This is a genomic window from Salinimicrobium sp. WS361 (assembly GCF_050750585.1).
In the GTDB taxonomy this organism is placed as follows: domain Bacteria; phylum Bacteroidota; class Bacteroidia; order Flavobacteriales; family Flavobacteriaceae; genus Salinimicrobium.
The window spans coordinates 25,588-50,837 of sequence record NZ_JBOJLM010000003.1 but is presented as its reverse complement, the minus strand read 5'-3'; the positions used below and the strand labels follow the sequence as shown (position 1 = coordinate 50,837).

Annotated in this window: 24 protein-coding genes; 19 read left to right on the top strand and 5 right to left on the bottom strand. The window is 43.8% G+C overall.

The annotated features are described in order from the left end of the window. Positions 1-58: 58 nt before the first annotated feature. Positions 59-205 carry a hypothetical protein gene (locus ACQ93I_RS03785; protein ID WP_431697208.1) on the top strand — a complete coding sequence of 49 codons (147 nt, stop codon included), beginning with the start codon at positions 59-61 and terminating at the stop codon, positions 203-205. Between the two features lie 49 nt (positions 206-254). On the opposite strand, the gene ACQ93I_RS03780 is transcribed toward ACQ93I_RS03785, so the two are convergent. Then, positions 255-1,013 (bottom strand): hypothetical protein, encoded by a 759-nt coding sequence (locus ACQ93I_RS03780; protein ID WP_431697207.1) that lies wholly within the window; start codon positions 1,011-1,013, stop codon positions 255-257. 424 nt (positions 1,014-1,437) lie between these two features. Here ACQ93I_RS03780 and ACQ93I_RS03775 point away from each other — a divergent pair, with 424 nt between their 5' ends. Together ACQ93I_RS03775 and ACQ93I_RS03770 are read left to right on the top strand one after the other, a co-directional pair. Further along, positions 1,438-2,529: a glycoside hydrolase family 53 protein gene (locus ACQ93I_RS03775; RefSeq protein WP_431697206.1), complete on the top strand. Its 1,092-nt coding sequence runs from the start codon at positions 1,438-1,440 to the stop codon at positions 2,527-2,529. Positions 2,530-2,693: 164 nt separating this feature from the next. Next, on the top strand, positions 2,694-3,239 hold the full coding sequence (locus tag ACQ93I_RS03770) for a YSC84-related protein (RefSeq protein WP_431697205.1): 546 nt from the start codon (positions 2,694-2,696) through the stop codon (positions 3,237-3,239). A 159-nt stretch (positions 3,240-3,398) separates the two neighbouring features. Here the strand turns inward: ACQ93I_RS03770 and ACQ93I_RS03765 are convergent, their stop codons facing one another. Continuing rightward, positions 3,399-4,232 (bottom strand): patatin-like phospholipase family protein, encoded by an 834-nt coding sequence (locus ACQ93I_RS03765; RefSeq protein ID WP_431697204.1) that lies wholly within the window; start codon positions 4,230-4,232, stop codon positions 3,399-3,401. A 307-nt stretch (positions 4,233-4,539) separates the two neighbouring features. Here ACQ93I_RS03765 and ACQ93I_RS03760 point away from each other — a divergent pair, with 307 nt between their 5' ends. The 7 genes from ACQ93I_RS03760 to ACQ93I_RS03730 all read left to right on the top strand — a co-directional run bounded on the left by ACQ93I_RS03760 (position 4,540) and on the right by ACQ93I_RS03730 (position 15,710). Beyond that, a complete protein-coding gene (locus tag ACQ93I_RS03760) occupies positions 4,540-5,964 on the top strand; it encodes an efflux transporter outer membrane subunit (RefSeq protein ID WP_431697408.1) in 1,425 nt (474 codons plus the stop codon). A 9-nt stretch (positions 5,965-5,973) separates the two neighbouring features. Beyond that, the gene (locus tag ACQ93I_RS03755; protein WP_431697203.1) at positions 5,974-7,179 is read left to right on the top strand and encodes an efflux RND transporter periplasmic adaptor subunit; all 1,206 of its coding nucleotides are present in this window, start codon (positions 5,974-5,976) and stop codon (positions 7,177-7,179) included. Beyond that, positions 7,179-10,304: an efflux RND transporter permease subunit gene (locus ACQ93I_RS03750; protein ID WP_431697202.1), complete on the top strand. Its 3,126-nt coding sequence runs from the start codon at positions 7,179-7,181 to the stop codon at positions 10,302-10,304. The genes ACQ93I_RS03755 and ACQ93I_RS03750 overlap by 1 nt, the downstream gene beginning before the upstream one ends. A 263-nt stretch (positions 10,305-10,567) precedes the next feature. Continuing rightward, positions 10,568-12,274, top strand: a complete 1,707-nt coding sequence (locus ACQ93I_RS03745) for a mechanosensitive ion channel family protein (RefSeq protein ID WP_431697201.1) — start codon at positions 10,568-10,570, stop codon at positions 12,272-12,274. Between the two features lie 127 nt (positions 12,275-12,401). Next, entirely contained in the window at positions 12,402-14,180 is a 1,779-nt protein-coding gene (locus ACQ93I_RS03740; RefSeq protein ID WP_431697200.1) for a YfbK domain-containing protein, read from the top strand. A gap of 160 nt (positions 14,181-14,340) precedes the next feature. After that, a complete protein-coding gene (locus ACQ93I_RS03735; protein WP_431697199.1) occupies positions 14,341-14,802 on the top strand; it encodes an ankyrin repeat domain-containing protein in 462 nt (153 codons plus the stop codon). A 113-nt stretch (positions 14,803-14,915) separates the two neighbouring features. Continuing rightward, positions 14,916-15,710, top strand: coding sequence for a DUF1206 domain-containing protein (locus ACQ93I_RS03730; protein ID WP_431697198.1), 795 nt, complete (start codon positions 14,916-14,918; stop codon positions 15,708-15,710). A 139-nt stretch (positions 15,711-15,849) separates the two neighbouring features. On the opposite strand, the gene ACQ93I_RS03725 is transcribed toward ACQ93I_RS03730, so the two are convergent. Together ACQ93I_RS03725 and ACQ93I_RS03720 are read right to left on the bottom strand one after the other, a co-directional pair. Continuing rightward, entirely contained in the window at positions 15,850-16,548 is a 699-nt protein-coding gene (locus ACQ93I_RS03725) for an aspartate/glutamate racemase family protein (RefSeq protein WP_431697197.1), read from the bottom strand. 166 nt (positions 16,549-16,714) lie between these two features. Beyond that, on the bottom strand, positions 16,715-17,026 hold the full coding sequence (locus tag ACQ93I_RS03720) for a rhodanese-like domain-containing protein (RefSeq protein ID WP_431697196.1): 312 nt from the start codon (positions 17,024-17,026) through the stop codon (positions 16,715-16,717). A gap of 287 nt (positions 17,027-17,313) precedes the next feature. Between ACQ93I_RS03720 and ACQ93I_RS03715 the strand changes: the two genes are divergently transcribed. From ACQ93I_RS03715 to ACQ93I_RS03675, 9 genes are all read left to right on the top strand, one after another. After that, entirely contained in the window at positions 17,314-18,708 is a 1,395-nt protein-coding gene (locus tag ACQ93I_RS03715; RefSeq protein ID WP_431697406.1) for an anthranilate synthase component I family protein, read from the top strand. A 93-nt stretch (positions 18,709-18,801) separates the two neighbouring features. Continuing rightward, positions 18,802-19,476, top strand: coding sequence for an anthranilate synthase component II (locus tag ACQ93I_RS03710; RefSeq protein ID WP_431697195.1), 675 nt, complete (start codon positions 18,802-18,804; stop codon positions 19,474-19,476). A 4-nt stretch (positions 19,477-19,480) separates the two neighbouring features. Further along, entirely contained in the window at positions 19,481-20,470 is a 990-nt protein-coding gene (gene trpD / locus ACQ93I_RS03705) for an anthranilate phosphoribosyltransferase (RefSeq protein WP_431697194.1), read from the top strand. A gap of 8 nt (positions 20,471-20,478) precedes the next feature. Further along, complete coding sequence (gene trpC, locus ACQ93I_RS03700; protein ID WP_431697193.1) at positions 20,479-21,273, top strand: indole-3-glycerol phosphate synthase TrpC; 795 nt, start codon at positions 20,479-20,481, stop codon at positions 21,271-21,273. Continuing rightward, complete coding sequence (locus ACQ93I_RS03695; RefSeq protein ID WP_431697192.1) at positions 21,270-21,917, top strand: phosphoribosylanthranilate isomerase; 648 nt, start codon at positions 21,270-21,272, stop codon at positions 21,915-21,917. The genes trpC and ACQ93I_RS03695 overlap by 4 nt, the downstream gene beginning before the upstream one ends. 5 nt (positions 21,918-21,922) lie before the next feature. Beyond that, complete coding sequence (gene trpB / locus ACQ93I_RS03690) at positions 21,923-23,104, top strand: tryptophan synthase subunit beta (RefSeq protein WP_431697191.1); 1,182 nt, start codon at positions 21,923-21,925, stop codon at positions 23,102-23,104. Between the two features lie 50 nt (positions 23,105-23,154). After that, positions 23,155-23,922, top strand: coding sequence for a tryptophan synthase subunit alpha (gene trpA / locus ACQ93I_RS03685; protein WP_431697190.1), 768 nt, complete (start codon positions 23,155-23,157; stop codon positions 23,920-23,922). An 80-nt stretch (positions 23,923-24,002) separates the two neighbouring features. Then, on the top strand, positions 24,003-24,149 hold the full coding sequence (locus tag ACQ93I_RS03680) for a hypothetical protein (RefSeq protein ID WP_266067864.1): 147 nt from the start codon (positions 24,003-24,005) through the stop codon (positions 24,147-24,149). After that, positions 24,149-24,283: a 30S ribosomal protein THX gene (locus ACQ93I_RS03675; protein ID WP_345597387.1), complete on the top strand. Its 135-nt coding sequence runs from the start codon at positions 24,149-24,151 to the stop codon at positions 24,281-24,283. Before ACQ93I_RS03680 ends, ACQ93I_RS03675 begins: the two co-directional genes overlap by 1 nt. Here ACQ93I_RS03675 and ACQ93I_RS03670 read toward each other — a convergent pair. Beyond that, entirely contained in the window at positions 24,280-24,951 is a 672-nt protein-coding gene (locus tag ACQ93I_RS03670; RefSeq protein ID WP_431697189.1) for a uracil-DNA glycosylase family protein, read from the bottom strand. The two genes, ACQ93I_RS03675 and ACQ93I_RS03670, sit on opposite strands and share 4 nt — an antisense overlap. Positions 24,952-25,250: the final 299 nt, after the last annotated feature.

Below are 25,250 nucleotides of genomic sequence, written 5' to 3'. Positions count from 1 at the left end.
GAAATTTTCTTGATCAATTATAATTTAGCAATAGTATTAAACTTTAAAATTCTTTAAAATGGCAGTTAAACACATACCTTCAGCAGAAGTTCATAGCGGATATAAAGGAGGAAAAACCGGTTGTGGAACAGATACGACTTACCAATCCAGTCACTGGAGTAATACAACCGAAAAAATCACCTGTTCAAAAAACGGATGTAAATAAAATCAGTTATAAAAATCTGCCATCACACCATAAAGGCTCTTAATTCCTTCTACTTAACGATAAAATTCAGCTGGTCTACTCCCGTATTGCCACTCATGCTGTCATAAGCATAAATCAGCAGCTCGTACATTCCAGGCTCCAGTGTAGTTTCGGCAGAAAAAGTACTGGGCTTCTCCCCTGCCTTAAGCTGCAGTTCTTTCACTTCTTTGCCTTCACTGCTTAATACAGCCGTAACCTCATATTGATCTGCATCCCAAATGCCGCCGGGAGTAATGGGGCAACCACACATCATCACCACATTTGCTTTAATTTCTACATTTTCGCTGCTTATCCGCTCATGGGTTTGAGGAGAGAGTATATCTACTACAAAACCCGGCACCTCGAGCACAAGCCCATCTCCGGTAATATCTTTTCCGGGCAGTAGCCACAACTGGGTGCTGCTCGTAACCCGCGCCTGCTTCTTGTTATAAGGCGCAATAGCTTCAACGGTCACAAAAACCGGTTCTTCAAGATTCAATTTCGCAAGGAACCCTGCAGTGTTTTCATCAGTAAGGCGTTCATTCCTGGAGTGGGGCTGCTGCATGATAAGTCGGGTGTTTCCGGTGCTGCCACTGGTCATGCCACTTGCCAGCAGCTCCCCTGTTTCGGCATTTTTGATGATAACCCTGGCTCCTCCAATCGAACTTCCAATAAATTTTGCATCTTTAGACCTTACCCTTACCATCACTTCGGTTTCCTGTGCCTGTAGTGGGGGGATGATCAAAAGAATGCCCAACACCAGTATTAATTTAGAATACAATTTTCTCATTTTGCGGTTTTAATCCTCCTAATTTACATTAACGGGCTGAGATGTAAAAAAATACCAACAGGTTTTGAAGCTTTCCCTTTCGGTTTAAGCAGTATTTAAACCTTCTAAGATCTCTGCGGAAAATTACCTGTCAAAAATGGCATTTTTAGAACCTCTTTTTCTGCGGAAGTTGTTCCGAAAGAAGCATCTTCAAAAGTCATTTAAAAGCTGAAATCCCATGTTTAGTGAATCAAATACCTGAAGTATTCGAAAATCTGAAACCTGTTTGCACCAAAAATGCTTTTGATAGCGAGTAAAATCTTCAAAAAGGTGATCCCTAAGCTTTATTTCTGCGGAAAAATTTGGTTTCAGGATAATTCTTCTGACGCCTGATGGGCAGGGAGACCTTCAAAAAATACTATCTTTATATTCTGAATTTCCCTTAATGAAAAAGCTCTTTTTCCTCTCCATTTTATTAGTATTTATCGCCGCTTGCAGCAAAGATGATGATACTCCTAAAAGTCCGGAACCCACACCTCCCGTTTCAGAAGATGAGTTGCCGGTAAGGGCGGTTGATATTTCGGCTTTTCCCGAGATCAATGCTGCCGGAACCATTTTTTATAATGCAGCAGGTCAAAAAGAGGATTTTTTAGACATATTAAAGGCATCTGGAGTGAATACGGTACGGCTTAGATTGTGGGTTGATCCCGCCCAGGGGCATTCGGGTTTTGAAGAAGTAAAGTTGTTTTCCCAAACCCTTCGGAATAAAGGATTCGCTCTCTGGCTCACCTTACATTACTCCAATTCGTGGGCCGATCCGGGAAATCAAACAAAACCTGAAGCCTGGAAAGATCTTTCTTTTGATGCTCTCAAAAAGCAGGTGCATGATTATACTGCCATGATTTCAGAAGAAATTAAGCCCGAATATATACAGATAGGAAACGAGATCAATTCCGGATTTCTTTTTCCGGAAGGAAATATTTCAAAGCACCCAAACCAGTTTTTAGAACTTCTAGCAGCAGGAGTAACTGCTGTGCGGGAGACCAATCCCGATTCAAAGATCATCGTCCACTTCGCCGGACTCGACAATGCCGATTGGTTTTTTGGGCAGGTTGCAGGCATCGATTATAATATTATTGGTCTTTCTTACTATCCCATCTGGCACGGCAAAGACCTCGATCTATTAGAGAACAGCATAAATTCTCTGGCTTCAAAGTACAACCGCCAGGTAGTCATTGCAGAAACAGCCTATCCTTTTACCCTCGATTATAATGACTGGACCAACAACATCGTAGGCCTTAACGAGCATTTAATACCGGGATATCCCGCTTCGGCACAGGGACAAAAAGAATTTCTTGAAACCATTGTTCAAATACTGAAAGAATCTGACGCAGCCATCGGGTTTTCTTACTGGGGTGCCGAACTCGTCGCCTGGAATGGTGCAGAATCTACACAGGGATCTCCCTGGGAGAATCAGGCGCTCTTTGATTTTAAAAACAAAGCCCTGCCTGCACTGGAAGTTTTTAATCTTCAATAAATGGTTTAGGCTATATGCTTCAGAAGAACGCGTGAACTTTTATTACGATTCGTCTTTTTTCATATTTAAGCTCCTGATATACAATGAAAATAACAACAGATTAACATTACTTCAGAAGAAAGTGCTCTAAATTAGTGAATACTAACTTTTAAAATTAAAAAATAATGAGAGTACTTAAGAAAAATCTGTATACAACCGTTCTGGTACTGTTTGCACTTGTTTTAGCAAGCTGCGGATCGGCCAAAAAAACCGGTGATGACCTGATTACAGATGCCCAGCAGGAAAAAGCCATGATAGAAAGAGAATTTCCAATGATGGCCAGTTATTTTGACGAGGCTGTAGGCTATGCAATTTTCCCTAACGTTGGTAAAGGAGCTTATATTATTGGAGGAGCTTCGGGGAACGGGGCAGTTTATGAAAACGGAAATCTTGTAGGCTACGCCGATCTAAAACAGGTAGATGTGGGGTTGCAATTGGGAGGAAAAGCTTTTGTAGAAGTCCTCTTTTTTGAGACTGACGAAGCCCTGGAACAATTTAAGGACGGAAGTTACAAACTCGAAGCAAATGCTTCTGCAGTGATCCTGGACAAAGGTTTTTCTGAAAACCTCAACTTTAAAGATGGTGTAGCCGTAGTAACCGTTCCTAAAGGAGGTGCAATGGCCGGAATCTCGGTTGGAGGTCAAAGATTTGAATTTAATCCTGTACAGTAAGAAATATTTTTCAGTAGAAATATAAAGCTGCCTCAGAAGTCTTTACACGTCAGAATCTAATATAAGAAATGGAGAGTGACGAAAAAAGGGTTTTTGAGGCAGCTTTTCTTCGTTTAAAAGTATATGATATGAATTGGTTCTTCCTGAAAAAAGCGAGTATTAGCTGCGACTGCCACGCGGTGCTGTTTGTAGCCGCTTCACAGGCAGCTCACCGTTCTCTATCATTTTCACGGTATGATCGTATCCCACTTTAATGATCTCTTCAATCTTACTGAAATCGAGAAGGGTATAATTTTGCATTTCCGGCGGATCTATCACCACATCACACATTTCCATTTCAGGTTTGGTATTTTGGGTGATTCCCAGGTTGATGGCTCGCTCCATTATACTGCGCGGACCGGAAAAATCGTTTTTTGGGTCGGCAAAATTAACGTGAGAACCTATTAAATACCTGCATTTTTCCCTGATAGCCGAGGCAGGAAGATTGCAAAGGAGTCCGCCGTCCACATAGTTTCCCTCTTCCAGGACTATGGGCGCAAAAAAACCGGGAACAGAGCAACTCGCTATAATATAATCAAACAAGGCTCCACTACTCCGCATTTCCCCACAGGCCTTATTGAGGTTTGAAAGCGCCAGGTAAAATGGCTTTTTTAGGCTCGAAAAATCATCTTCAGTGATATATTTTTCCAGGGCCACTTTCATTTTTTCCAACTTATAAAGCCCGGTTCGCCTCCAGGAGAAATTGGTCATTTTTGAGAAAGTCTCTTCAGTAAGGATGGTCTGGATCTTTTCGGGGGAATATCCTGCTGCATAAAGAACCCCCACAACCGCACCCATGCTGGTACCCGAAATGATCTGAGGTTCTATTCCGTGTTCGTGAAGGGCTTTTAACACCCCTACATGCGCATAACCGCGGGCACTACCGCCGCTAAGGGTAATCCCGACTTTGTACTCGTATTTTTTTCTGAAGGGAAAGATTTCCGATAGGTTCAAGCGCTATGTTTTAGGTGGTTCAACGCCTGCAAGATACTATTTTTGATAATTGTTCTTTTGATAATTAGAAGGTCCTGCCAAATTCTAATTCAGGAATACAGATTTGACACCGCTCCTTAAAACTCAATCTAAAAGTTAATACCTGGAAGATTTCAGAAGTAAAAAAATCACCTCCCAAAAATGCCATTTTTGACACCTCGCTAAACTATTGTATGCAAATAAAAAAGCTGTAACTTTAGAATTCTTCCTCTTTAAAGCTGTAAATCACAGATTAATATTGGAATTTTAACCTAAATACGAAGAATAACTGAAGCCCAACTTTATCAAATATAGTTCCCCTGCCTGTTTTCGAACTCTGTCCGCGGGTTGGGTTCAGGTAACTGTTTCCTCATTTCTCCTACTCCTTTCCTCATGCACGCCCAAGATCGCGCCTCACGAAGCCCCCATTCCTCAACCTGAAGCATTTACAGTTTCAGGCACAGTGCCCGTCCAGGATGAATGGTGGCACAGTTTTGAAGATCCTGTTCTTGATTCTCTTGTACAACAGGGGCTTCAGGAGAATTTATCCCTTGCTGGAAACTGGCAGGAATACCAGGCTTCTCTCGCAGTTGTAAAAAGGGAAAAGTCTTTTCTTTTTCCGCAGATAGATGCCTTTGCAGGGGTCGCAAAAGACAGGGGTCGTGAAAATTTTTCTGAAGATTTACAATTACAAACCGGTCTTGCCGCTTCTTATGAACTGGATCTATGGGGCCGTGTTCGCGCCGGGGTACAGGCTGAAAAATATACTGCTGAAGCTTTTCTTTACGACTACCGGGCTGCTGCCATGACCATATCGGCCGAGATTGCCAATACCTGGTACCAACTCCTCACTGCCCGAAGGCAACTGGAGCTTGTGGAACAACAAATAAATACTAATAAAGATATCGTAAAGCTGATTCGGGCACGGTTTGCGGGCGGCCAGATACGTGCTGTAGATATTTTACGACAGGAACAGCTGCTGGAAAGTACCCGCGATCAAAGGATAATTTATGAAACTAACCTCGAATTACTGAAGAATCGCCTCTTGGTTTTGCTGGGTCGCCCTCCGCAGAACGCTTCAGATTTTCGAAATGGAATGCTGCCCGCCCTGCCACCACTTCCACAGACTGGCCTACCCCTGGAACTCATCCGTCGCCGGCCCGATCTACAGCAGGCTTACAACCTTGTTCTGGCTGCCGACAGGGAGATGGCTTTTGCCGTAAGAAGCAAATTTCCGGTGATCTCTCTTGATGCCAGCGGCAGTTTTCGTGCTGAGGATGTAGGCAACCTTTTTGAGAACTGGACCTACAGCCTGGCAGGAAACCTCCTTGCTCCACTTATCTATGGCGGAAGATTATCGGCCGAAGTAGACCGTGCAGAAGCGGTTAAAAATCAGCTACTCTATGAATATGGGCAGGCTGTTCTTATCGCTTTTGAAGAAGTAGAAAATGCACTGCTCCGGGAAAAGAAACAAAGAGAAAGACTGGAGGTACTCGAGCGAAGGCTTGAACTGTCTACCAAAACTTCGGGGCAGCTAAGAATAGAGTTTTTGAATGGATTAAGTCCGTATCTTGATGTACTACTGGCACTTGATGAACAACAGCAATTAGAAAGAGAAATGCTTGAAGGAGAGCAGGAGCTACTCGAAATACGTATAGGGCTTTACAGGGCTTTGGCAGGAGCCTTTGAAAATCCACAAGAAACCGACCTTTAAATAAATTTTATGAGCACCAAGAAGATCGTTCTTATTTGCGCAGGCATCGTAGTCTTAGCCATTGCTGTGACCGCCTTTATATTTATGAGCGAACCCACGGCTCAAAAAGAAGGGGCTACCCGCGAAATGGCCATGTTGGTAAGCGTTACCCGTGCCGAAGCTGGTAATTTCTCACCCTCGCTGGTGGCCACGGGCACAGTAGAGCCGGTAGAAGATGTGATTATTAGTGCCCGGGTGGGCGGTGAGGTGGTGCGTCGTTCCCATGCCTTTGTACCGGGTAGATCGGTAAAAAAAGGAGAGCTGCTGCTACAAATTGACCCTGCAGATTATCGTAATCAACTTGAGCTACGGCAAAGCGAGTTACTGCAGGCGCAGACAGAACTTGATGTTGAAATGGGAAGGCAGGAAGTAGCCCAACAGGACCTTGAGCTGGTAGGTAACCAAACCCTTACGCCCCAGGAGCGGTCTCTGGTGTTGCGCCAACCTCAGCTCAACGCTGTAAAGGCAAGGATAAAAGCTGCGCAGGCGGCAGTAGATCAGGCAAAACTCGATCTTGCCCGCAGTACCATCCGCGCTCCTTTTGATGCACATATTATTACCCAGAATGTCACCACCGGCTCCCAGGTGGCGCCGGGGGAAGATCTTGGTCGTCTTGTGGGCACAGAAAAATACAGGGTGATCTTAAGCATGCCTGTCTCCCGCTTGAGATGGTTGCGATTTCCTGATTCAGATAATGAAAAAGGCTCTTCAGTGCGAATAAGAAATACAGCTGCTTGGCCACCGAACACTTTCAGAACAGGCTATCTTGACAGCCAGGTGGGCGCACTTGATAACCAAACCCGAATGGCAAGAGTACTTGTGGAAGTTCCCGATCCTCTTGCACAAACCACCGCAAAAGGAAAACCTGAACTCATTATAGGCACTTTTGTGGAATCCCTGGTGGAAGCAAACGAAATTTCAAACGTAGTGCGGCTTAACAGAGATTATCTGCGTGAGAACAATAAGGTATGGGTTATGGAAGATGGAAAACTCTCAATAAAAGAAGTTGAAGTTCTTTTAACCGATAATCAATACGTTTATATAAGCAAAGGACTGGAAGGCGGAGAAAAAGTGATCACCACCAATTTAAGCACAGTAGCCGAAGGAGTAGCTGTGCGGACCGAAAAAGATTCAGCTTCCCAAAGCAAGCCAACCCAAAATGACAGTATAAATTAATGACTAAAAAAGAGTCAAATACCCGCAAAGAAGGAGTCATTGCCTATATGGCGCGCAACTCTATTGCCGCCAATTTGATGATGGTTCTTCTTATAGCAGGCGGGATTTGGACTATGCTGCAAATTCAGAAGGAGGTTTTTCCGCAGTTTCAGCTCGATTATGTAAATGTGAACGTACAATATCCCGGTGCTGCTCCTGCCGAAGTTGAACAGGGAATTTTGCTGCCGGTAGAAGAGGCCATTCGCGGAATACAGGGAATAAAAGAGATCGTCTCTACTGCCAGGGAAGGTTCGGGGCAGGTGGAAATTGAACTTATAGCCGGCAGTGATCGAATGAAGGTCTTTCAGGATATCGACCAGGCGGTTAGCCGCATACGCACTTTCCCAGATGATATTGAACAGCCCCAGGTAAGCCTGCAGCTACAACAACAGGACGTGATGGAGATCAGCCTTTATGGACAGGTAGATATTTGGACACTGCGGCAGCTGGGGGAACAACTGCGTAACATCCTGCTGAGTAACCCCAATATCACCCAGGTTGAACTGGGAAATGTGCCCGACTACTTTACTCATATCGAAATTCCGCGGAATAATCTGCGTAAGTACAACCTCACATTAGATCAGGTAGCACGTATTGTAGCCGAATCAAGTGAAGATGTTCCGGCGGGAGCTGTGGAGACGGCTACAGGTGAGATCCTGCTCAGGATGAAGGAAAGAAAACAATGGGCAGAGGAATTCAGGAAAATTGCGATAATAAATTCCGATTCGGGTGCAAAGGTGACCCTGGGGGAGATCGCTACAGTAACAGATGGTTTTGAAGAAACAGGGTTTCATGGCCAGTTTAACAGGGAACCGGCAGTAAGTCTGAGCATTTACCGGGTAGGCGATCAATCTCCTCTTGACATTGCCGACGAAGTATATACTATCCTTGAGGAATATCGCCTCCCGCCCGGAGTGCAATACCGCATTGACAGCAATCGTGCAGAAGATTATAATGAACGCCTCTCCCTGCTCACCGAAAATGGCCTTATGGCAATAGGAATTGTGCTTATTATCCTTACGCTTTTCCTGGAGTACCGTCTTGCCTTTTGGGTAATGATGGGAATGTCTATTTCTTTTATTGGCGGGATTATTTTTCTTCCACTTGTGGGGGTAAGCATCAACATGATCTCCATGTTTGGATTCCTGGTGGTACTGGGAATAGTGGTCGATGATGCCATTGTTGTGGGTGAGAACGTGTATGAATATCGCAAGAAAGGTCTTAGCCCCATAAATGCAGCAATAGCCGGGACAAAAGATGTCTCCCGCCCGGTGGTCTTCAGTATAGCCACAACCATTATTGCTTTCGTTCCTTTACTGCTCATGCCGGGGGAAACGGGAAAATTCTGGTGGCCGCTTCCGGTAGTTGTGATCGTGATCCTCGCCGTCTCCCTGCTTGAGGCACTTTTCATTCTTCCCTCCCATCTTGGCCATTTAAAAGAAAAGAAACCCAAAGGCTGGGCCTTAAAACTTGAAAACCTGCAGCAAAAATTTGCTAATGCCTTTGACAGGTTTGTATATAATTATTACCGCCCTCTTCTGGATAAATCCCTGAAGTACCGTTATATCACGCTCACAGCTGCCATAGCGCTCTTGATCATGGTTGGAGGGTACGGCTACAGCGATCACATGGGTATGATCATGATGCCCGAAGTAGCCGCAGATGAGATTGAAGCCGGAGTACGCCTTCCGGAAGGCACCACTACCCAACAGGCAGCAAAAGTAGCAGAACAGATCACCAATTCCACCTTCGAAATGTTTGAAGAATATGATCTCTATGAAGTAGCCGAAGGCGTAAAAACTAATGTGAGGGGGCAAAATTTCATAGATGTTGAGATCGTAATGAAACCGCCCGATCAACGCACTACCACTGCGAAAGAAGTAATTGCCCTTTGGCGGGACAATATTGGAGAGATAGAAGGGGTAGATCAAATAACTTTTGAAGCCGAAAGAGGTCCCGGAGGTTACCAACAGGCCATAAGCGTTGATCTTAGCCATACCAGTATTGATGTGCTGGAAAAAGCCAGTACAGCTTTTTCTGAAAGACTCGAAGCTTTTGAAAACACCCGGGACATTAGTGACAACTACAACAAAGGAAAGCAGCAGTTTGATTTTAAGCTCCTTCCCGAAGGCCGGAATCTTGGCCTCACCTCCAACGAAGTGGGGCGGCAGGTTAGGGATGCTTTCTACGGTGCGCTTGCTATGAGGCAAATGCGAACCACCAATGAAATAGAAGTGCGCGTAAAACTTCCTTTAGAAGAAAGACGGGATATTCAAAATCTTGAAAACTTCCTCATCAGAACCCCTCAGGGCGTGGAAGTACCATTGCTGGACGTGGTGCGGATTGAACAGGATGAAGCCTTTAGTAGCATCAACAGGCGTGATGGCAGGCGCGTAGTAAGTGTGGGGATGGACGTGGAGCCGGCCAATACAGTTGGGCAGGTGCTGGCAGCAATTCAGAATGAGGTGCTACCTCAGCTAAGGGGCGATTTCCCCGGGCTCACCTGGACCTTTGAAGGTAGCCAGGCCGATATGCGCGAGTCTACAAATTCCCTGTGGAGCACCTTCTCCATGGCTATGTTAATTATCTATGTACTTCTGGCTATCGCCTTTAGCAGTTACGCACAGCCGCTCATAGTTATGGCCGCTATCCCTTTTGGAATAGTAGGTGCCGTAATTGGGCATATCCTGTTGGGTTACGACCTCTCGCTGGTAAGTCTTATGGGAGTGATCGCTTTGACCGGTGTTGTTGTGAATGACAGCTTGATCATGATAGACTATGCCAACAAAAGGCGGGAAGACTGTTCGGTTTATGAGGCAATTCACGAGGCGGGGCTCAGGCGTTTCAGGCCTATTATCCTTACAACACTCACCACCTTTGGAGGTTTGACTCCCATAATCCTGGAGACATCCAGCCAGGCATATTACCTTATTCCAATGGCTATTTCTCTTGGGTTCGGGATCATTTTTGCCACCTCTATCATTCTGTTGATCGTTCCATGTCTTTACCTAATCTTAGAGGATGCTAAATTATATATGAAACATCGCCGTACCGTAGAGCGGAATATTTCTTCGGAAAACACCTGAATTCCCTGTCAAATCTAAAAGCTTCCTTAACAGCCTTAACAGCTCGCCCGAATTTTCTTATCTTTAGGTCTACACTATTGAAACAGAATAACAGATCTCAAAAATGCCATTTTTGGCACCCAATACAGCAGAACCTTCAGCCGGACAAGATGACTAGAATACGCTTCCAAAATCCTATTTTCAAAACGAACTACTTCATTCTCTTCAGTTTAATCTTGAGCCTTCAGTTTTGGCCCGCTACGATGCATGCCCAAATCCCCGGAATGCAATCTGAAACAGAAGAACCAGCAGAGCCACAATGGCCCGATGACGCACTTGAACGTCGCACCCCACGAGGTAGTATTGCCGGATTTATCTCGGCCGTAGCCCAAAAACATTACGAAAAGGCAGGAGAATATTTTAAAGTAGGCGAAGGAGAGGCCGAAGATGCCCGAAGTGCCGAACTGGCCCAGCATCTGGAGATCTTGCTCAATCAGGGCGGCCAAATCATGCCGTACTCATGGATTAGCAGAAGTGTGGAAGGAAGAACAGACGATGATTTACCCAATCACCTTGAACGCGTGGGAACCATTGATTCTTCCCGGGAAGATTTTGATCTCCTGCTTGAAAAAGTAGAAGGCCCGGAAGGAGGGCCGTTATGGCTTTTTTCAGATCAAACGATACAATACATTGAAGAACTCTCTGCACTTGATGAAAACGTACTGCTTCTTAACCGAATCATGCCCGACATCCTGGAGCGCTACGAACTGTGGGGAGCAACCGTAGGCCAGTGGCTCGCTATAATTTTGCTCGCAGCTTTCTCTTATGCAGTAGCCTGGCTGCTTACCCATTTCTTTTTGTACATCATTCCGCTGGTATGGAAAAGAGCCCGTACCGAACCTACTGCAGGTGTATTAAAAGCCTTTGCCCTGCCTGTCAAACTTTACCTGGCAGTATGGCTCTTCGTAATGCTCTCTACAGAAATAGGCATTTCCATAATTCTGCGGCAGCGGTTTAGCGGAATAACCATTGTAATTGGCCTGCTGGCTTTTCTTATCCTTTTATGGCGTTTATCTGAATTTCTGGGAACATTCAGCACAAATAAAATGAGCTCCCGCGGAAATTTATCCGGAGTCTCTGTTGCACTTTTTCTGAAAAGAGCTGCAAAAATTGCTATTGTAATCTTTGGTATTATTGCCATTCTCGGCGCTATAGGAGTAGATATTACCACAGGGCTGGCTGCACTGGGAATAGGTGGTTTGGCCCTTGCACTTGGGGCACAAAAGACCATAGAAAATTTTGTAGGTAGTGTTACCCTCATTACAGACCAGCCTATTCGCGTAGGAGATTTTTGTAAGGTAGGTGATACTGTGGGAACTGTAGAGAAAATTGGAATGCGCTCTACCAGGATAAGAACGCTGGATCGTACCCTTATTACCATTCCCAATGGAGAGTTCTCTTCGAGTAAAATTGAAAATTATGCCCATAGAGACCGGTTTTGGTTTCATCCCACTATAGGCCTGCGATACGAAACCACGCCCGATCAAATTCGGTATCTTCTTGTAGAGCTAAGGGCTATTCTTTACGCTCACCCCATGGTCACTTCCGATCCTGCCAGGGTAAGATTTACCACTCTGGGGGCCGACTCCATAAATCTGGAAATTTTCACTTATGTGAAGGTGACCACCTTTGATGAATTTTTGGAAGTTAAGGAAGACCTCCTGCTACGCATTATGGATGTGGTAAACGAAAGCGGTACTGGCTTTGCCTTCCCATCTCAAACTATTTACTTCGGAAGAGATACAGGGCTTTCAAAAGAAAAATCCAAATCGGCTGAAGATAAGGTGCGCCAGTGGAAAGAGAAGGGAGACTTACAGCTTCCAAAATTTGATCCAGAACATATTAAAGAGATCGAAGACAAGATCCCGTACCCTCCCGAAGGCTCAGCTGAACAGAGAAATAAAGGCACCGGCACCATTCCGGGGCTTTAGTTCCCAAAAAAGGCTTTTTCAGAAGTAATTTACAGAGATACCTGCATTAATTTTCAGATTGTGCAGCAGTGGCCTAATATTTGTTAAAATTTAAATATCTTCTATTATCCACTTAAATTTTAACCAAATGAATATCATTTTACTACTCTTTGTCTCCACATTGTTGAATATTTCTGTTGAAGCCGAAGTAATTTCCGGAACGGTAACAGATGAGAACAATCGCCCGCTTCCGGGTGTTAATATCACTGTAGAAGGCACAAACACTGTGACCCAAACAAATTTTGTTGGCAAATACACCATTAAAGCCGAAAAAGGTGATAAACTGGTCTTTAGCTATATTGGGTATAAAACCGCAAAAATAAAAGTGGGTAAAAAAAAGGTAATAGATGTTGCCCTGAAACCCGATTTTACAGCCCTCGAGGAGGAAATAGTAGTAACAGGCATCCAGAACTCACAGTTAAGGATTCGCGGGGTAGCCACTCGCCTTCCGCCACAGCGGGAATCTTACAACCAGATTGAAGAAAATATCTTCAAAAATGCAAACACCACTCCCCTCTCCACCTTTTCAATAGATGTAGATAAAGCTTCTTACAGCAACGTGCGTAGAATGATCAATAATGGCCAAAAAGTTCTCAAAGATGCAGTGAAAATTGAGGAAATGGTTAATTATTTTAATTACGATTATGCACAACCCACCGGTGAGCATCCTTTCGCCATACATACAGCTGTAGCAGAAACTCCCTGGAACAGTGAAACCCGGCTGGTAAAAATAGCGCTACAGGGTAAAACCATCCCATTAGATGATGTGCCTGCATCAAACCTGGTATTTCTTTTAGATGTATCGGGATCAATGAATTCCCAAAATAAACTTCCGCTTTTAAAATCGGCTTTTAAGCTTTTAACCGCTCAATTAAGGGAGGAAGATAAAGTTGCCATAGTAGTTTACGCAGGTGCAGCCGGTGTGGTATTACCCTCAACAAAAGGAAGTGATAAAAAAGCCATTTTTGAGGCTATAGATAATTTATCGGCTGGAGGTTCAACAGCTGGCGGAGAAGGCATTGAACTCGCCTATAAAATTGCACAGGAAAATTTTATTGAAAATGGAAACAATCGCGTGATCCTGGCTACCGATGGAGATTTTAACGTTGGCGCCAGCAGCGACCGCGCCATGGGAGACCTTATCGAAGAAAAAAGGGATACCGGAATTTTCCTTACGGCCCTTGGTTTTGGAATGGGAAACTATCAGGATTCAAAACTGGAAACTCTTGCTCAAAAAGGCAATGGCAATCACGCTTACATAGACACCATGCAGGAAGCTAAAAGAGTGCTGGGAACAGAATTTGGCGGCACCATTTATACTATCGCAAAAGATGTAAAGATACAGGTAGAGTTAAACCCCGCAAAGGTGCAGGCCTATCGCCTAATTGGATATGAAAACAGGCTTCTCAATGACGAAGATTTTAACGACGATAAAAAAGATGCAGGAGAACTGGGCAGCGGCCACACCGTTACTGCACTTTATGAAATCATTCCGGCAGGGGTAGATAGTAAATACCTGAAAGATATTGATGACCTTAAGTACAGCGACAGAAAAATAAAATCTTCTTCGGAAGAACTACTCACGGTGAAATTCAGGTACCAAAAACCTGAAGGTTCCAAAAGCATCCTGATTACCAAATCCCTTAAAGATGAGGTAGAACCTATGGACGCCGATTTTCAATTTGCTTCGGCTGTAGCCCTCTTCGGTATGCAGCTACGGGAATCTGAATTCACCAACAATGCACCTGACAGTCTTGTCATTTCTCTTGCCGATGCCGGAAGAAGCGAAGATCCTGAAGGTTATCGTGCAGAATTCATTCGACTTGTCAAAACAGTGAATACCGGGCAAACAATGAATGAAGAGTGAAAAGGAGAGGATCAATAAAGATCATCATCAACTCGTTTTATGTACTAATTAATAAAGAGAATGAACAAATGAGCTGAAAGCTTCTCTTCTTTTATAATTTCACTTAAAATAACAGGCCTTCAAAAATGCCATTTTTGGAAGGTGTAAATAAATTACTACCATGAGTTTTCAGGACAATATAAGATTAGGAAATACCGAAGAGTTAGAACGTCAAATTGAAGCCGACCCGGCTTTAGTGAATCTCCGGGATGAAAAGGGCTTCCCTCCTATCATCCTCGCCACCTATTTTGACCAACCCGAAGTTACCCGGCTACTGCTTGAAAAAGGAGCCGAAGTTGATGGCCGCGACGCCGCCGGCAATACTGCCCTTATGGGAGTTTGTTTTAAAGGAAATATGGAAATAACCCGCATGTTGATCTCTGAAGGAGCCGATGTTAACGCCCGAAATTCTGGCGGCACTACTCCCCTCATTTTCGCTGCTATGTTTGAACAGCTGGAGGTTGCTCAACTTTTACTGCAAAACGGGGCCGATAAGACCCTGAGGGATGCACAAGGCAATTTCGCTTACACCTATGCCGAAAAGAAAGAAAATCAAAAGCTAATGGCGCTACTTAAAGAGTAAAAGTTGATGGGATAAATCACAGCTTTCGCTTGGTGCCGTGAATATTAAAGTTTACATAATTCGTTGCTTTTGAGTGCATTTTCTTCTAATTTAGAAGTAAACCAACTAAAATTATGATAGACGAAAAGATTAAGAAAATGGCCCGAACTGGGTTTGTAGCTAAGGGAGTGGTGTATGGAATTATTGGGATTTTGACCTTTAAAGCTGCTTTTGATATGGGCGGCCAAAAAGCGGGACAGCTTCAGGTTCTTGAATTCCTTGAAAAACAAACTTTTGGTAACATTCTGCTTGTTCTAATGGCTCTGGGGCTAGCCTGCTATGCCGCCTGGAGATTTGTACAGGCAATAAAAGATCCCGAGAATATAGGCGATGATAAAAAAGGAACTGCAAAACGAATCGGTTTCTTTTGCAGTGGCCTGCTGTATTTGGGAATAGGAGTACTCGCAGCACTTAAAGCCTTTGGCGCCGGCCGTGGAGGTTCGGGTTCTTCAGGTTCCATGCAAAAATCTTCCTTCCTGGCCAGTGAGACCGGACTTTGGATTATTGGTATTGTAGGAGTGGGAATTATCATTGCCGGAATATTTCAGTTCGTGAAGGCATATAAGAACGACTATTATAAAAAGTTAGGACTGGCATCTCTGAGTGAGAAGAAAAAGAGGGAAACCGTCAAAAAAACTGCTGAATTTGGCCTCAGTGCCAGAGGAGTTATCCTGGTAATCATCGGATTCTTTGCAATTAAAGCTGCGGTAAATTCCAATCCTTCAGAAATAAAAACTACACAGGAAGCTTTTTCATTCCTTCAGGATTCGGCTTATGGCCCCTGGTTAATGGGAGTGGTAGCTGCAGGACTGGTTGCCTATGCGGCTTACATGTTCCTCATGGCCAGGTACAGAAGGTTTCATGCATAAAAATTAGGGGATTTCCCCTATATGTAATTAGAACAACTGAGAGGTATCTTTACCCTACCAATTAATAGGCACGCGCTTTTATTAAAGGGTATTTGTAAATTTTTATAAAGAAGAGAGATTGGGGGATCTCTCTTCTTACTTATATACCCTCCTGATCTCTTTGAAAAATATAATCTACAGCCATTTTTGCATGTAGATTGGTACTTTGCAGCAAAGGAAGATCGGTGTCTTCATCATTGACGAGGATGGGCAATTCTGTACATCCCATAATAACAGCCTGAGCCCCTCTTTCCTTTAGTAACTGAATATGATCTAAAAAGAATGACTTTGCAGATTCGGTGAATTTTCCGCGGGTGAGTTCGTGAGCGATATAATAATGTATCTCGTCCATAAAATCATCTTCGGGTACGATGACTTCGATGCCAAATTTTTCTTTAAGCCTTTTATGAAGAAAGTCTCCTTTCATTGTAGGACGGGTGCCTAATAACCCAAGTTTTGTAAGGCCCTTACTGCGCGCTTCGAGCCCTACAGCATCTGCAATATGGAGAATGGGAATGGATATTTTACTATGTACATACTCATAAACCAGGTGAGGCGTGTTGGCACAAATCACAATTGCCCGGGCTCCGGCGATTTCCAGCTTTCGGGCTATGTGCAGGTAGGTTGTCTTTATTTTATCCACATCATGTTCCCTCATCAATTCTACATTGAGGCTGTAAAGCATAAGGGGTGGGTTTGAATGAGTTCCTGTTCGTTTCCCGGCCATTTCATTAATGAGCCGGTAATAGACTATGGTAGAATGCCAAGAAGTGCCGCCGATTAATCCTAGAGTACGCATGAATGGTAAGTTTTTATAAAGGTACTTATCTACCCTTGGAGCAATGGTGATCAAAATCATTAAAACCCAAAAAAGCACAATCTCTGCTACTGTAATTCACATAAATGTAAAAGGGCAGAATTTGTGTAAATTCTGCCCTTTAAATTTTAACATATAGTTTGTAGGACTATTCTGTCGTTTCGCCTTCCCAGCTTGAGAATCCTCCAATGAGGTTATATGTATTGCCAAACCCCTTTTGATCCATGATAGCGCAGGCCTGACCACTTCTATTGCCACTTCGGCAGTAGACATAATAATTTTTATCCTTATCTAACTTTTCAATTTCATCGATAAATTCCTGCCCTTTATAGATGTCTATCATTTTAGCTCCCGGAATGTAGCCTTCTTCTATTTCTTCTTCGGTCCTTACATCAAGGATCACAGCTCTATCATCCTGAGCTATTTTCTCTCTCCACTCTTCCTGATTTAATTCTTTCATGATTTTTTCTCATTTAAGTTATGTTCACAAATATAAGAATCACCTGCTCTTTTTTAGCTCCTTCCATTCCGTGATTGCGTGGAAAGCAGAAATAATTTCAAAAAATATTTTTTTAGAATAAATTCCCTTCTATATTTGCTATTCAAATGAACCTGATCAATAAAAATAACTGGTGGTGGAAATACTTACGTCAATCGTCGTGAGCAACACCTCCTGTAATTATATACAAAGGCTTGTCAATCACGACAAGCCTTTTTTTATGCTCATAATTCAGTAAAAAAATGAACATGTATAAACTTACCACTACTTATAAAAAACTTCTGGCAGATACTTTTACCCCGGTAAGTGTCTACCTGCGGCTGCGGGATATCTTTCCCAACAGTCTCTTGCTTGAAAGTAGTGATTACCACGGTAACGAGAACAGCTTTTCCTACATTTGCTGCAACCCTATAGCCGGAGTAATGGTTAAAAAAGGGCTTTTTATCGAGTCTTTCCCCGATGGCACTTCCCGGGAAACTCCCATCACTGCCCAGTTTGATGTTCCTGCAGCCATTCACGAATTTTCTAAAAAGTTCGAAACCAACGGTCCCAATTTTAATTTCATTAATGAAGGACTTTTTGGATATATCGCATATGATGGAGTGCAGTATTTCGAAAAGCTCAACCTGTCCAAAAAACAAGATGATTTAGAAATTCCGGAAATCCAGTATGCGGTTTACCAGAACATCATAGCAATAAATCATTTCAATAACGAAGCCTATATTTTTGATCACAGTTACTCCGAAAAAAATAACCTTGATCAAATAGAACAACTCCTAAAGGTAAAGAATTTCGCTTCCTATCCTTTCTCTGCGGAAGGGGAGCCTGCTTCAAATGAAACCGATGAAGGTTACCGCAACATGGTCTTAAAAGCAAAGGAGCATTGTCACCGGGGTGACGTTTTTCAATTGGTGCTTTCCCGAAGATTTTCACAAGGCTTCAAGGGCGATGAATTCAATGTATATCGCGCCCTGCGAAATGTTAATCCTTCGCCATATCTATTCTATTTTGACTACGGAAGCTTTAAGATCTTTGGAAGTTCGCCTGAAGCTCAGTTGGTAGTAAAAGATGGCAAAGCTGAAATTCATCCCATTGCCGGCACCTTTAAGCGCACCGGAAATGACGAGCAGGATGCTACCAGCGCAAAGGCACTGGCAGCCGATGAAAAGGAAAACGCCGAACATGTAATGCTGGTAGATCTCGCCCGCAACGATCTTAGCCGAAGCAGTAAAGAAGTGAAAGTGGAAAACTACAAGGAGATCCAATATTTCTCTCACGTGATTCACCTGGTGAGCAAAGTCACCGGTATTAAAAATGAAGACGTGAGCACCATGCAAATGGTGGCCGATACTTTCCCTGCCGGAACGCTAAGCGGAGCCCCAAAACACAGAGCAATGCAGCTCATTGAGCGGTATGAAAATGTGAACCGCGATTTCTATGGCGGCGCCATTGGCTTTATGGACTTCAACGGAAATTTTAATCATGCCATTATCATCAGGTCGTTCCTGAGCAAGAACCACCGACTATATTATCAGGCCGGTGCCGGTATTGTTTCAGGATCAACCCCTGAAGGAGAGTTACAGGAAGTTTATAACAAAATTGGAGCATTAAAGAAAGCATTGGAGCTGGCTGAAGAAATCTAAGCCTCCCCCAGCCCCTCCTTTTTAAGGAGGGGAGTTAATCACTCCGCCCTTTGGGCACTCCTCCTTAAATGGAGGGAACAAAAAAATGAAAAAATGAAAAATAATCTTGACATAACGAAGAACTCCCTCCCCATTAGTGAAGGCGGTGGGACCCCATCCGTCCTCGTAATAGACAATTACGATTCCTTCGTTTACAATCTTGTACACTACCTCGAGGAACTGGACTGCAAAGTGACTGTTCGCCGAAATGATGAGCTGGACCTGGAAGAAATTGAAAAATACGACAAGATCCTGCTGTCTCCCGGCCCAGGAATTCCCGATGAAGCCGGGCTTCTAAAAAAGATAATCTCTACCTACGCCTCCAAAAAGAGCATTTTTGGAGTGTGTTTGGGCCAGCAGGCTATTGGGGAAGTTTTTGGTGGAAAACTCATTAACTTAAAGGAGGTGCACCACGGGGTAGCTTCAAAAATTAAGCTTTGTGTTACAGATGAATTTCTCTATGACCAGCTGGAAACCGAACTGGAAGTTGGCCGCTATCACTCCTGGGTGGTGGACCGGGCACTCCCCGACTGTCTGCAGGCTACTTCCTATGATGAGAATGGAGAAGTCATGTCCCTGCGCCACCGGGATTTTGATGTACGTGGGGTACAGTTTCACCCTGAATCCGTTTTGACGCCACAAGGAAAAAAGATGATCGCCAACTGGGTTAATAGTCCGGCACAGAAGGTCACAGCAGAAAAAAATGATCAACAATCTGAAATAATTTAGCAGCATGAAAGCAATTTTAAACAGGTTGATCAACCACGAAACCATTTCTAAAGAGGAAGCAAGAAATGTACTGGTCAATATTTCTGCAGGACAATACAATCACAGTCAGATTGCCGCTTTTTTAACGGTTTATATGATGCGCAGCATCACCCTTGAAGAGCTGGAAGGGTTTAGGGATGCCCTGCTGGAAATGTGCCTTTCTACAGATCTCGCCCAGTACGATCCAATTGATCTCTGCGGAACAGGAGGCGATGGCAAGGACACTTTCAACATTTCCACACTGGCGTCCTTTGTGACGGCAGGAGCCGGTGTAAAGGTTGCAAAACATGGAAACTACGGCGTTTCTTCGGGCTGTGGCAGCTCGAATGTGATGGAGCATTTGGGGATAAAATTCACTAATGAACAGGACTTTTTAAAGCGGAGTATGGACGAAGCTGGAATTTGTTTTCTTCACGCTGCCCTCTTCCACCCGGCCATGAAAAACGTCGCCCCAATCCGCAAGGAACTGGGAGTGAAAACTTTTTTCAATATGCTGGGACCCATGGTGAATCCAGCATTCCCAAAAAACCAGGTGGTCGGGGTATTTAGCCTCGAACTTGCCAGAATGTACGCCTATCTTTACCAGAAAACAGACAAGAATTTTACCATTTTACACGCCCTTGACGGGTACGATGAGATCTCCCTTACCGGAAACACAAAAATGATCACCAATAACGCCGAAGCTGTTTTACGCCCGGCCGATCTACAGCTGGAATCCATTAAGGCTTCCGAAATTTCGGGTGGGAATACGATCGAATCGGCGGCAGAGATCTTTATGAATGTGCTGAACAATAAAGGAACCGCAGCCCAGGAAAATGTGGTTTGTGCCAATGCGGCCGTTGCGATCAATACCGTTAAAAAAAGCGGACTGGAAACGGCCTTTTTGGAAGCTAAAGAAAGTCTGCACTCCGGTCGCGCGCTTACAGCATTGCAAAAACTGCAGCAATTAAATTAATTCTGAAAATGAACATACTTGAAAAAATAGCAGCCAGAAAAAGAGAAGAAGTAGCCTTTTTAAAAGAAGAAGTGCCTGCAGAATCACTTCAACTCCTGCCCCACTTTAGCCGAAAATGCATTTCCCTAAAGGAAAACCTGAAAAATTCCTCCACCGGAATCATTGCCGAGTTTAAACGCCGCTCCCCTTCCCATCCCGAGATCAATTTGGAAGCAGATGCTGCCACAGTGACGGCGGGTTACGAAACTGCAGGTGCTTCGGGCATTTCGGTGCTTACAGACGAGGAATTCTTTGGCGGCAGCCTTGACGATCTTGCCATTGCAAGAGAAACCGTGAAGCTTCCTTTGCTTCGGAAGGATTTTATGATCGATGAATACCAAATCATTGAAGCAAAAGCCATGGGCGCAGATGTGATCCTTTTGATCGCAGCCATCCTGAAGCCAAAGGAAATTCAGAAACTTTCAAAAAAAGCAAAAGATCTTGGTCTTGAGGTACTGCTGGAAGTACACAATGAAGAGGAGCTCAAAAATGCCATTTTTGACACCGTAGATATGATTGGTGTTAACAACCGCAACCTCAAAACTTTCGAGGTAGATCTTAAGAACAGCAAAGATCTTGCTGAAAAGATCCCAGACAATTACATCAAGATCTCCGAAAGTGGCATTAGTGAAACCTCAGCAATTACAGAACTTCAAAAAAGCGGCTTTAAAGGCTTCCTTATAGGAGGAAATTTCATGAAAACCGAAGACCCCGGAAAAAGTGCTTCAGAATTTATTCAAGAATTGAAAAGTATAACCTCATGAACCTGAAACTGAAGATCTGTGGCATGCGGGAACCTCAAAATATGAGCAGTATCGCTGCTTTACAACCCGATTACCTCGGACTCATCTTTTTCAAAGGTTCCCCGCGGAATGTTGTTGGAGAAATCTTTCAGGGGGATCAAAAAATAAAGAAAACCGGTGTTTTTGTGAATGCTTCCGAAGAAGAGATCCTCGAAAAGATCAAAAAATATCAACTTTCGGCACTTCAGCTTCACGGAGAAGAAAGTCCGGAATTTATAACCAACCTGAAGCAGAAGATTTCCGAAGAAATTGAGCTCATCAAGGTATTCAGTATTGGAAATGAGTTTGATTTTGGGAAGTTACAGCCGTATGAGGACGTTGTGGATTATTTTCTTTTTGACACCCTGGGAAAAAGTAAGGGTGGCAACGGGATCAGGTTCAACTGGGAGGTGCTGCAGGATTATCCTTCTACCACTCCATTTTTCCTGAGTGGCGGGATTGGGCCCGATGATACAGCCGCAGTAAAAGAACTTTACCATACCTTCCAAAAAAGGCAAAAAGAGGACCTCTTTTACGGCATTGACGTAAACAGTAAATTTGAAACTGCCCCGGCAGTAAAGGATGCCGAAGCTTTGAAGACCTTCAGGGAACGGCTATACAATTAAAAATTATGAGTTATCAAGTAAACGAAAAAGGTTATTACGGGGATTTTGGCGGCGCCTTTATTCCCGAAATGTTGTACCCAAATGTGGAAGAACTCCGTTCCCGCTATTTGAATATCATGCAGGAAGAGAGTTTTCAGAAAGAATTCCGCCAGCTGCTGAAGGATTATGTAGGGCGGCCCACCCCGCTTTATTTTGCTAAAAGGTTTAGCGAGAAATTCGATACCAAAATTTACCTGAAGCGCGAAGATCTCTGTCATACCGGGGCACATAAAGTTAATAATACAATCGGGCAGATCCTGATGGCAAAGCGCCTGGGCAAAAACCGGATCATTGCCGAAACCGGCGCAGGACAACACGGAGTGGCAACCGCTACAGTTTGCGCTTTAATGGGGATTGAGTGCGTGGTATATATGGGCGAGGTAGACATTAAAAGGCAGGCCCCAAACGTTGCCCGGATGAAGATGCTTGGCGCTACTGTGGTACCGGCAACTTCAGGAAGTAAAACTTTAAAAGATGCGACCAATGAAGCAATCCGCGATTGGATCAACAATCCGGTGGACACGCATTACATCATTGGTTCTGTGGTGGGACCGCATCCTTATCCAGATATGGTAGCCCGCTTCCAGAGTGTTATTTCTGAAGAGGTGAAAAAACAACTGCAGGAAAAAGAAGGTCGTGAGGCACCAGATCATGTAGTAGCTTGTGTAGGCGGAGGCAGTAATGCCGCCGGAATTTACTATCACTACCTCGACAATGAGAAAGTAAATATCATCGCAGTGGAAGCCGCCGGGGAAGGAATCCTTACCGGAAAAAGTGCGGCAACTTCGGCTCTAGGTCGGGAAGGGATCATCCACGGAAGTAAAACCCTCCTCATGCAAACCGATGACGGACAGATCACAGAGCCTTATTCCATCTCAGCCGGACTGGATTATCCCGGCGTAGGACCTATGCACGCTAACCTATTCAGGACCGGGCGGGGGGAATTCATTTCTATTACCGATGAAGACGCGATGGCCGCAGGTCTCGACCTGTGCAAACTGGAAGGCATTATTCCAGCAATAGAAACGGCCCATGCTTTAGCCATTTTTGAGAAGCGAAAGTTTGGAAAAGATGAAGTGGTGGTCGTGAACTTATCGGGACGTGGAGACAAGGACCTCAACACCTATATTGAACATTTTAATTTGTAAATAAAGCAGACCTCACAGGTCTCAAAGACCTGTGAGGTCTCTCCATAGATATGAACAGAATCAAACAAAAACTCAAGGAAAATTCTTCAAAAAAGCTGCTTTCCATCTACTTTACTGCCGGTTATCCTCAACCTGAAGATACAGTCACAATTTTAAAGGAATTACAAAGCAGCGGTGTAGATATGGTTGAAATTGGATTGCCCTTTAGTGATCCTTTGGCAGATGGGCCGGTAATTCAAAGAAGTTCGGAAGCTGCTTTGAAAAATGGCATGACCACCACAAAACTTTTTGATCAGTTGGAGAATATTCGGGAAACTGTGGATATACCATTATTGATCATGGGATATTTTAATCCGATACTTCAGTACGGGGTGGAGAAATTCTGCCGTAAGTGTAGTGAAATAGGCATTGACGGACTTATTATCCCGGATCTTCCGCTGGAAGAATATCAGCTGCATTATAGAGAGATATTTCAGCAGTATGACCTGCTTCCGGTCTTCCTGATCACTCCCCAAACTTCCGAAGAAAGGATAAGAGAAATAGATAAAGCTTCAGAAGGGTTTATTTATATGGTGAGTACTGCAGCGGTAACCGGAGGTACAGGCGGATTTGGGCAGCTTCAGAAGGAGTATTTCACAAGGGTGTCAAAAATGGCATTACAGAGTCCTCTTATTGTTGGTTTTGGGATCAAGGATAATGAAACATTTTCCGCAGCAACCGAAAATACTAAAGGGGCAATTATTGGGAGTGCATTTATTAAGCAACTTACTGACAGCGGCACCTCCGGGATTTGGGACTTTATAAGTTCCATAAGATAATTAACCCGCTTATTAACAATGATTTAATAGCGCCCGGGTATGAATTTTCGTATCTTGAAGTGAATTCAAAAAACGAAATTATGGGACGTATAGAAGATAAACACGATAAAAGAAAAAGAAGTAGTGATAATGATCCTCTTAGTGGCCAGATAGGAAACCGCGATAGAGAAACGAACGAATTTGATCTTGAAAAAGACAATATCAAAGACCAGCAGAACAAAAAGTAATGGGCAAGGGAGAAAAAAAGACCAAAACCGGTAAGAATCCGCTCAATACCTTCGGAAAGCTGCGACCGAAAAGAGGAAAGTTTACCACGAAACCGCAGCAAATAAAAGATCCGCTAGAAAAAGAATCCGTTTAGTCCTCAAAAAACTGACGGTATTGCAAGACCCTGAAATCAATTGTATTGAATTCAGGGTCTTGTTTTTTTAAGTGCTTGTACAGCTCCATACTACCAATAGCCCTGTTCGCCGATCCCGACGGTGCGGTGAGTGACACTGTATTGATTGGCCGCCCATCCAGCAGAAACTGGTGTACCCTGGGTACATCATTGGAAATTACCTTGATCTTAATATCATGATGTTTTAGTAGCTTTCTGAAGAAGAACTCAGGTCCGTTTTTGCTGTTACCGCCAGTAAAAAGCAAGGTGTCTATTTCTGGATGCTGCCGAAGGATTCCGATAAGATCACGCAATTCTACATGCAGCATTCCGAGGTCTGACGCGTCTATTTTGTCTCTCCTGCAACTTTCTACCGTATCGCAAATCCCAATACCTTTGCTCGCTAAGAAATCCTTTCGCTGTTTTACGGCCTCGGGAGTGTTCTCAAATTTCAGATCCAGATCAAAGATCCTGTCGATGATTTGCCATAACATCCCGTCCCTGCTGCCATAACAAAAATCCACATCATCTTCTTTTAATTCCCCTGTCGTAAAACGAGGAGGCGGTAAGGTGCCGACAATTAGCTTTGTAGCGTTTTTGGGAATGAAAGGTTTATAAGGATGTTGGTGGTGAAATAATTCAGGATTCAAGATTTAATGTTTAAGGTTTGTTTGTTATTTGGACGGCATTACATAAGTGATTATTCGTCACGGAATACAAATCCGCGCCATCTGCTCATAATTTTAATTTTTACTCACCTGGTTTCAAGCACCAAAGTTAAAATTCCAAATTCCAAAATCTTAGCTCTTGGCTCTTGACTCTTTGTTCCTGGTTCAAGTAGAAATAATCGGCACGGATTGCAAATCCGCGCCATCCGGTTAAAATATAAATTCCAATTATCAAGCACCAAATTCCAAAGCCTTGATTCCTGGCAATTGGCTCTTGGTTC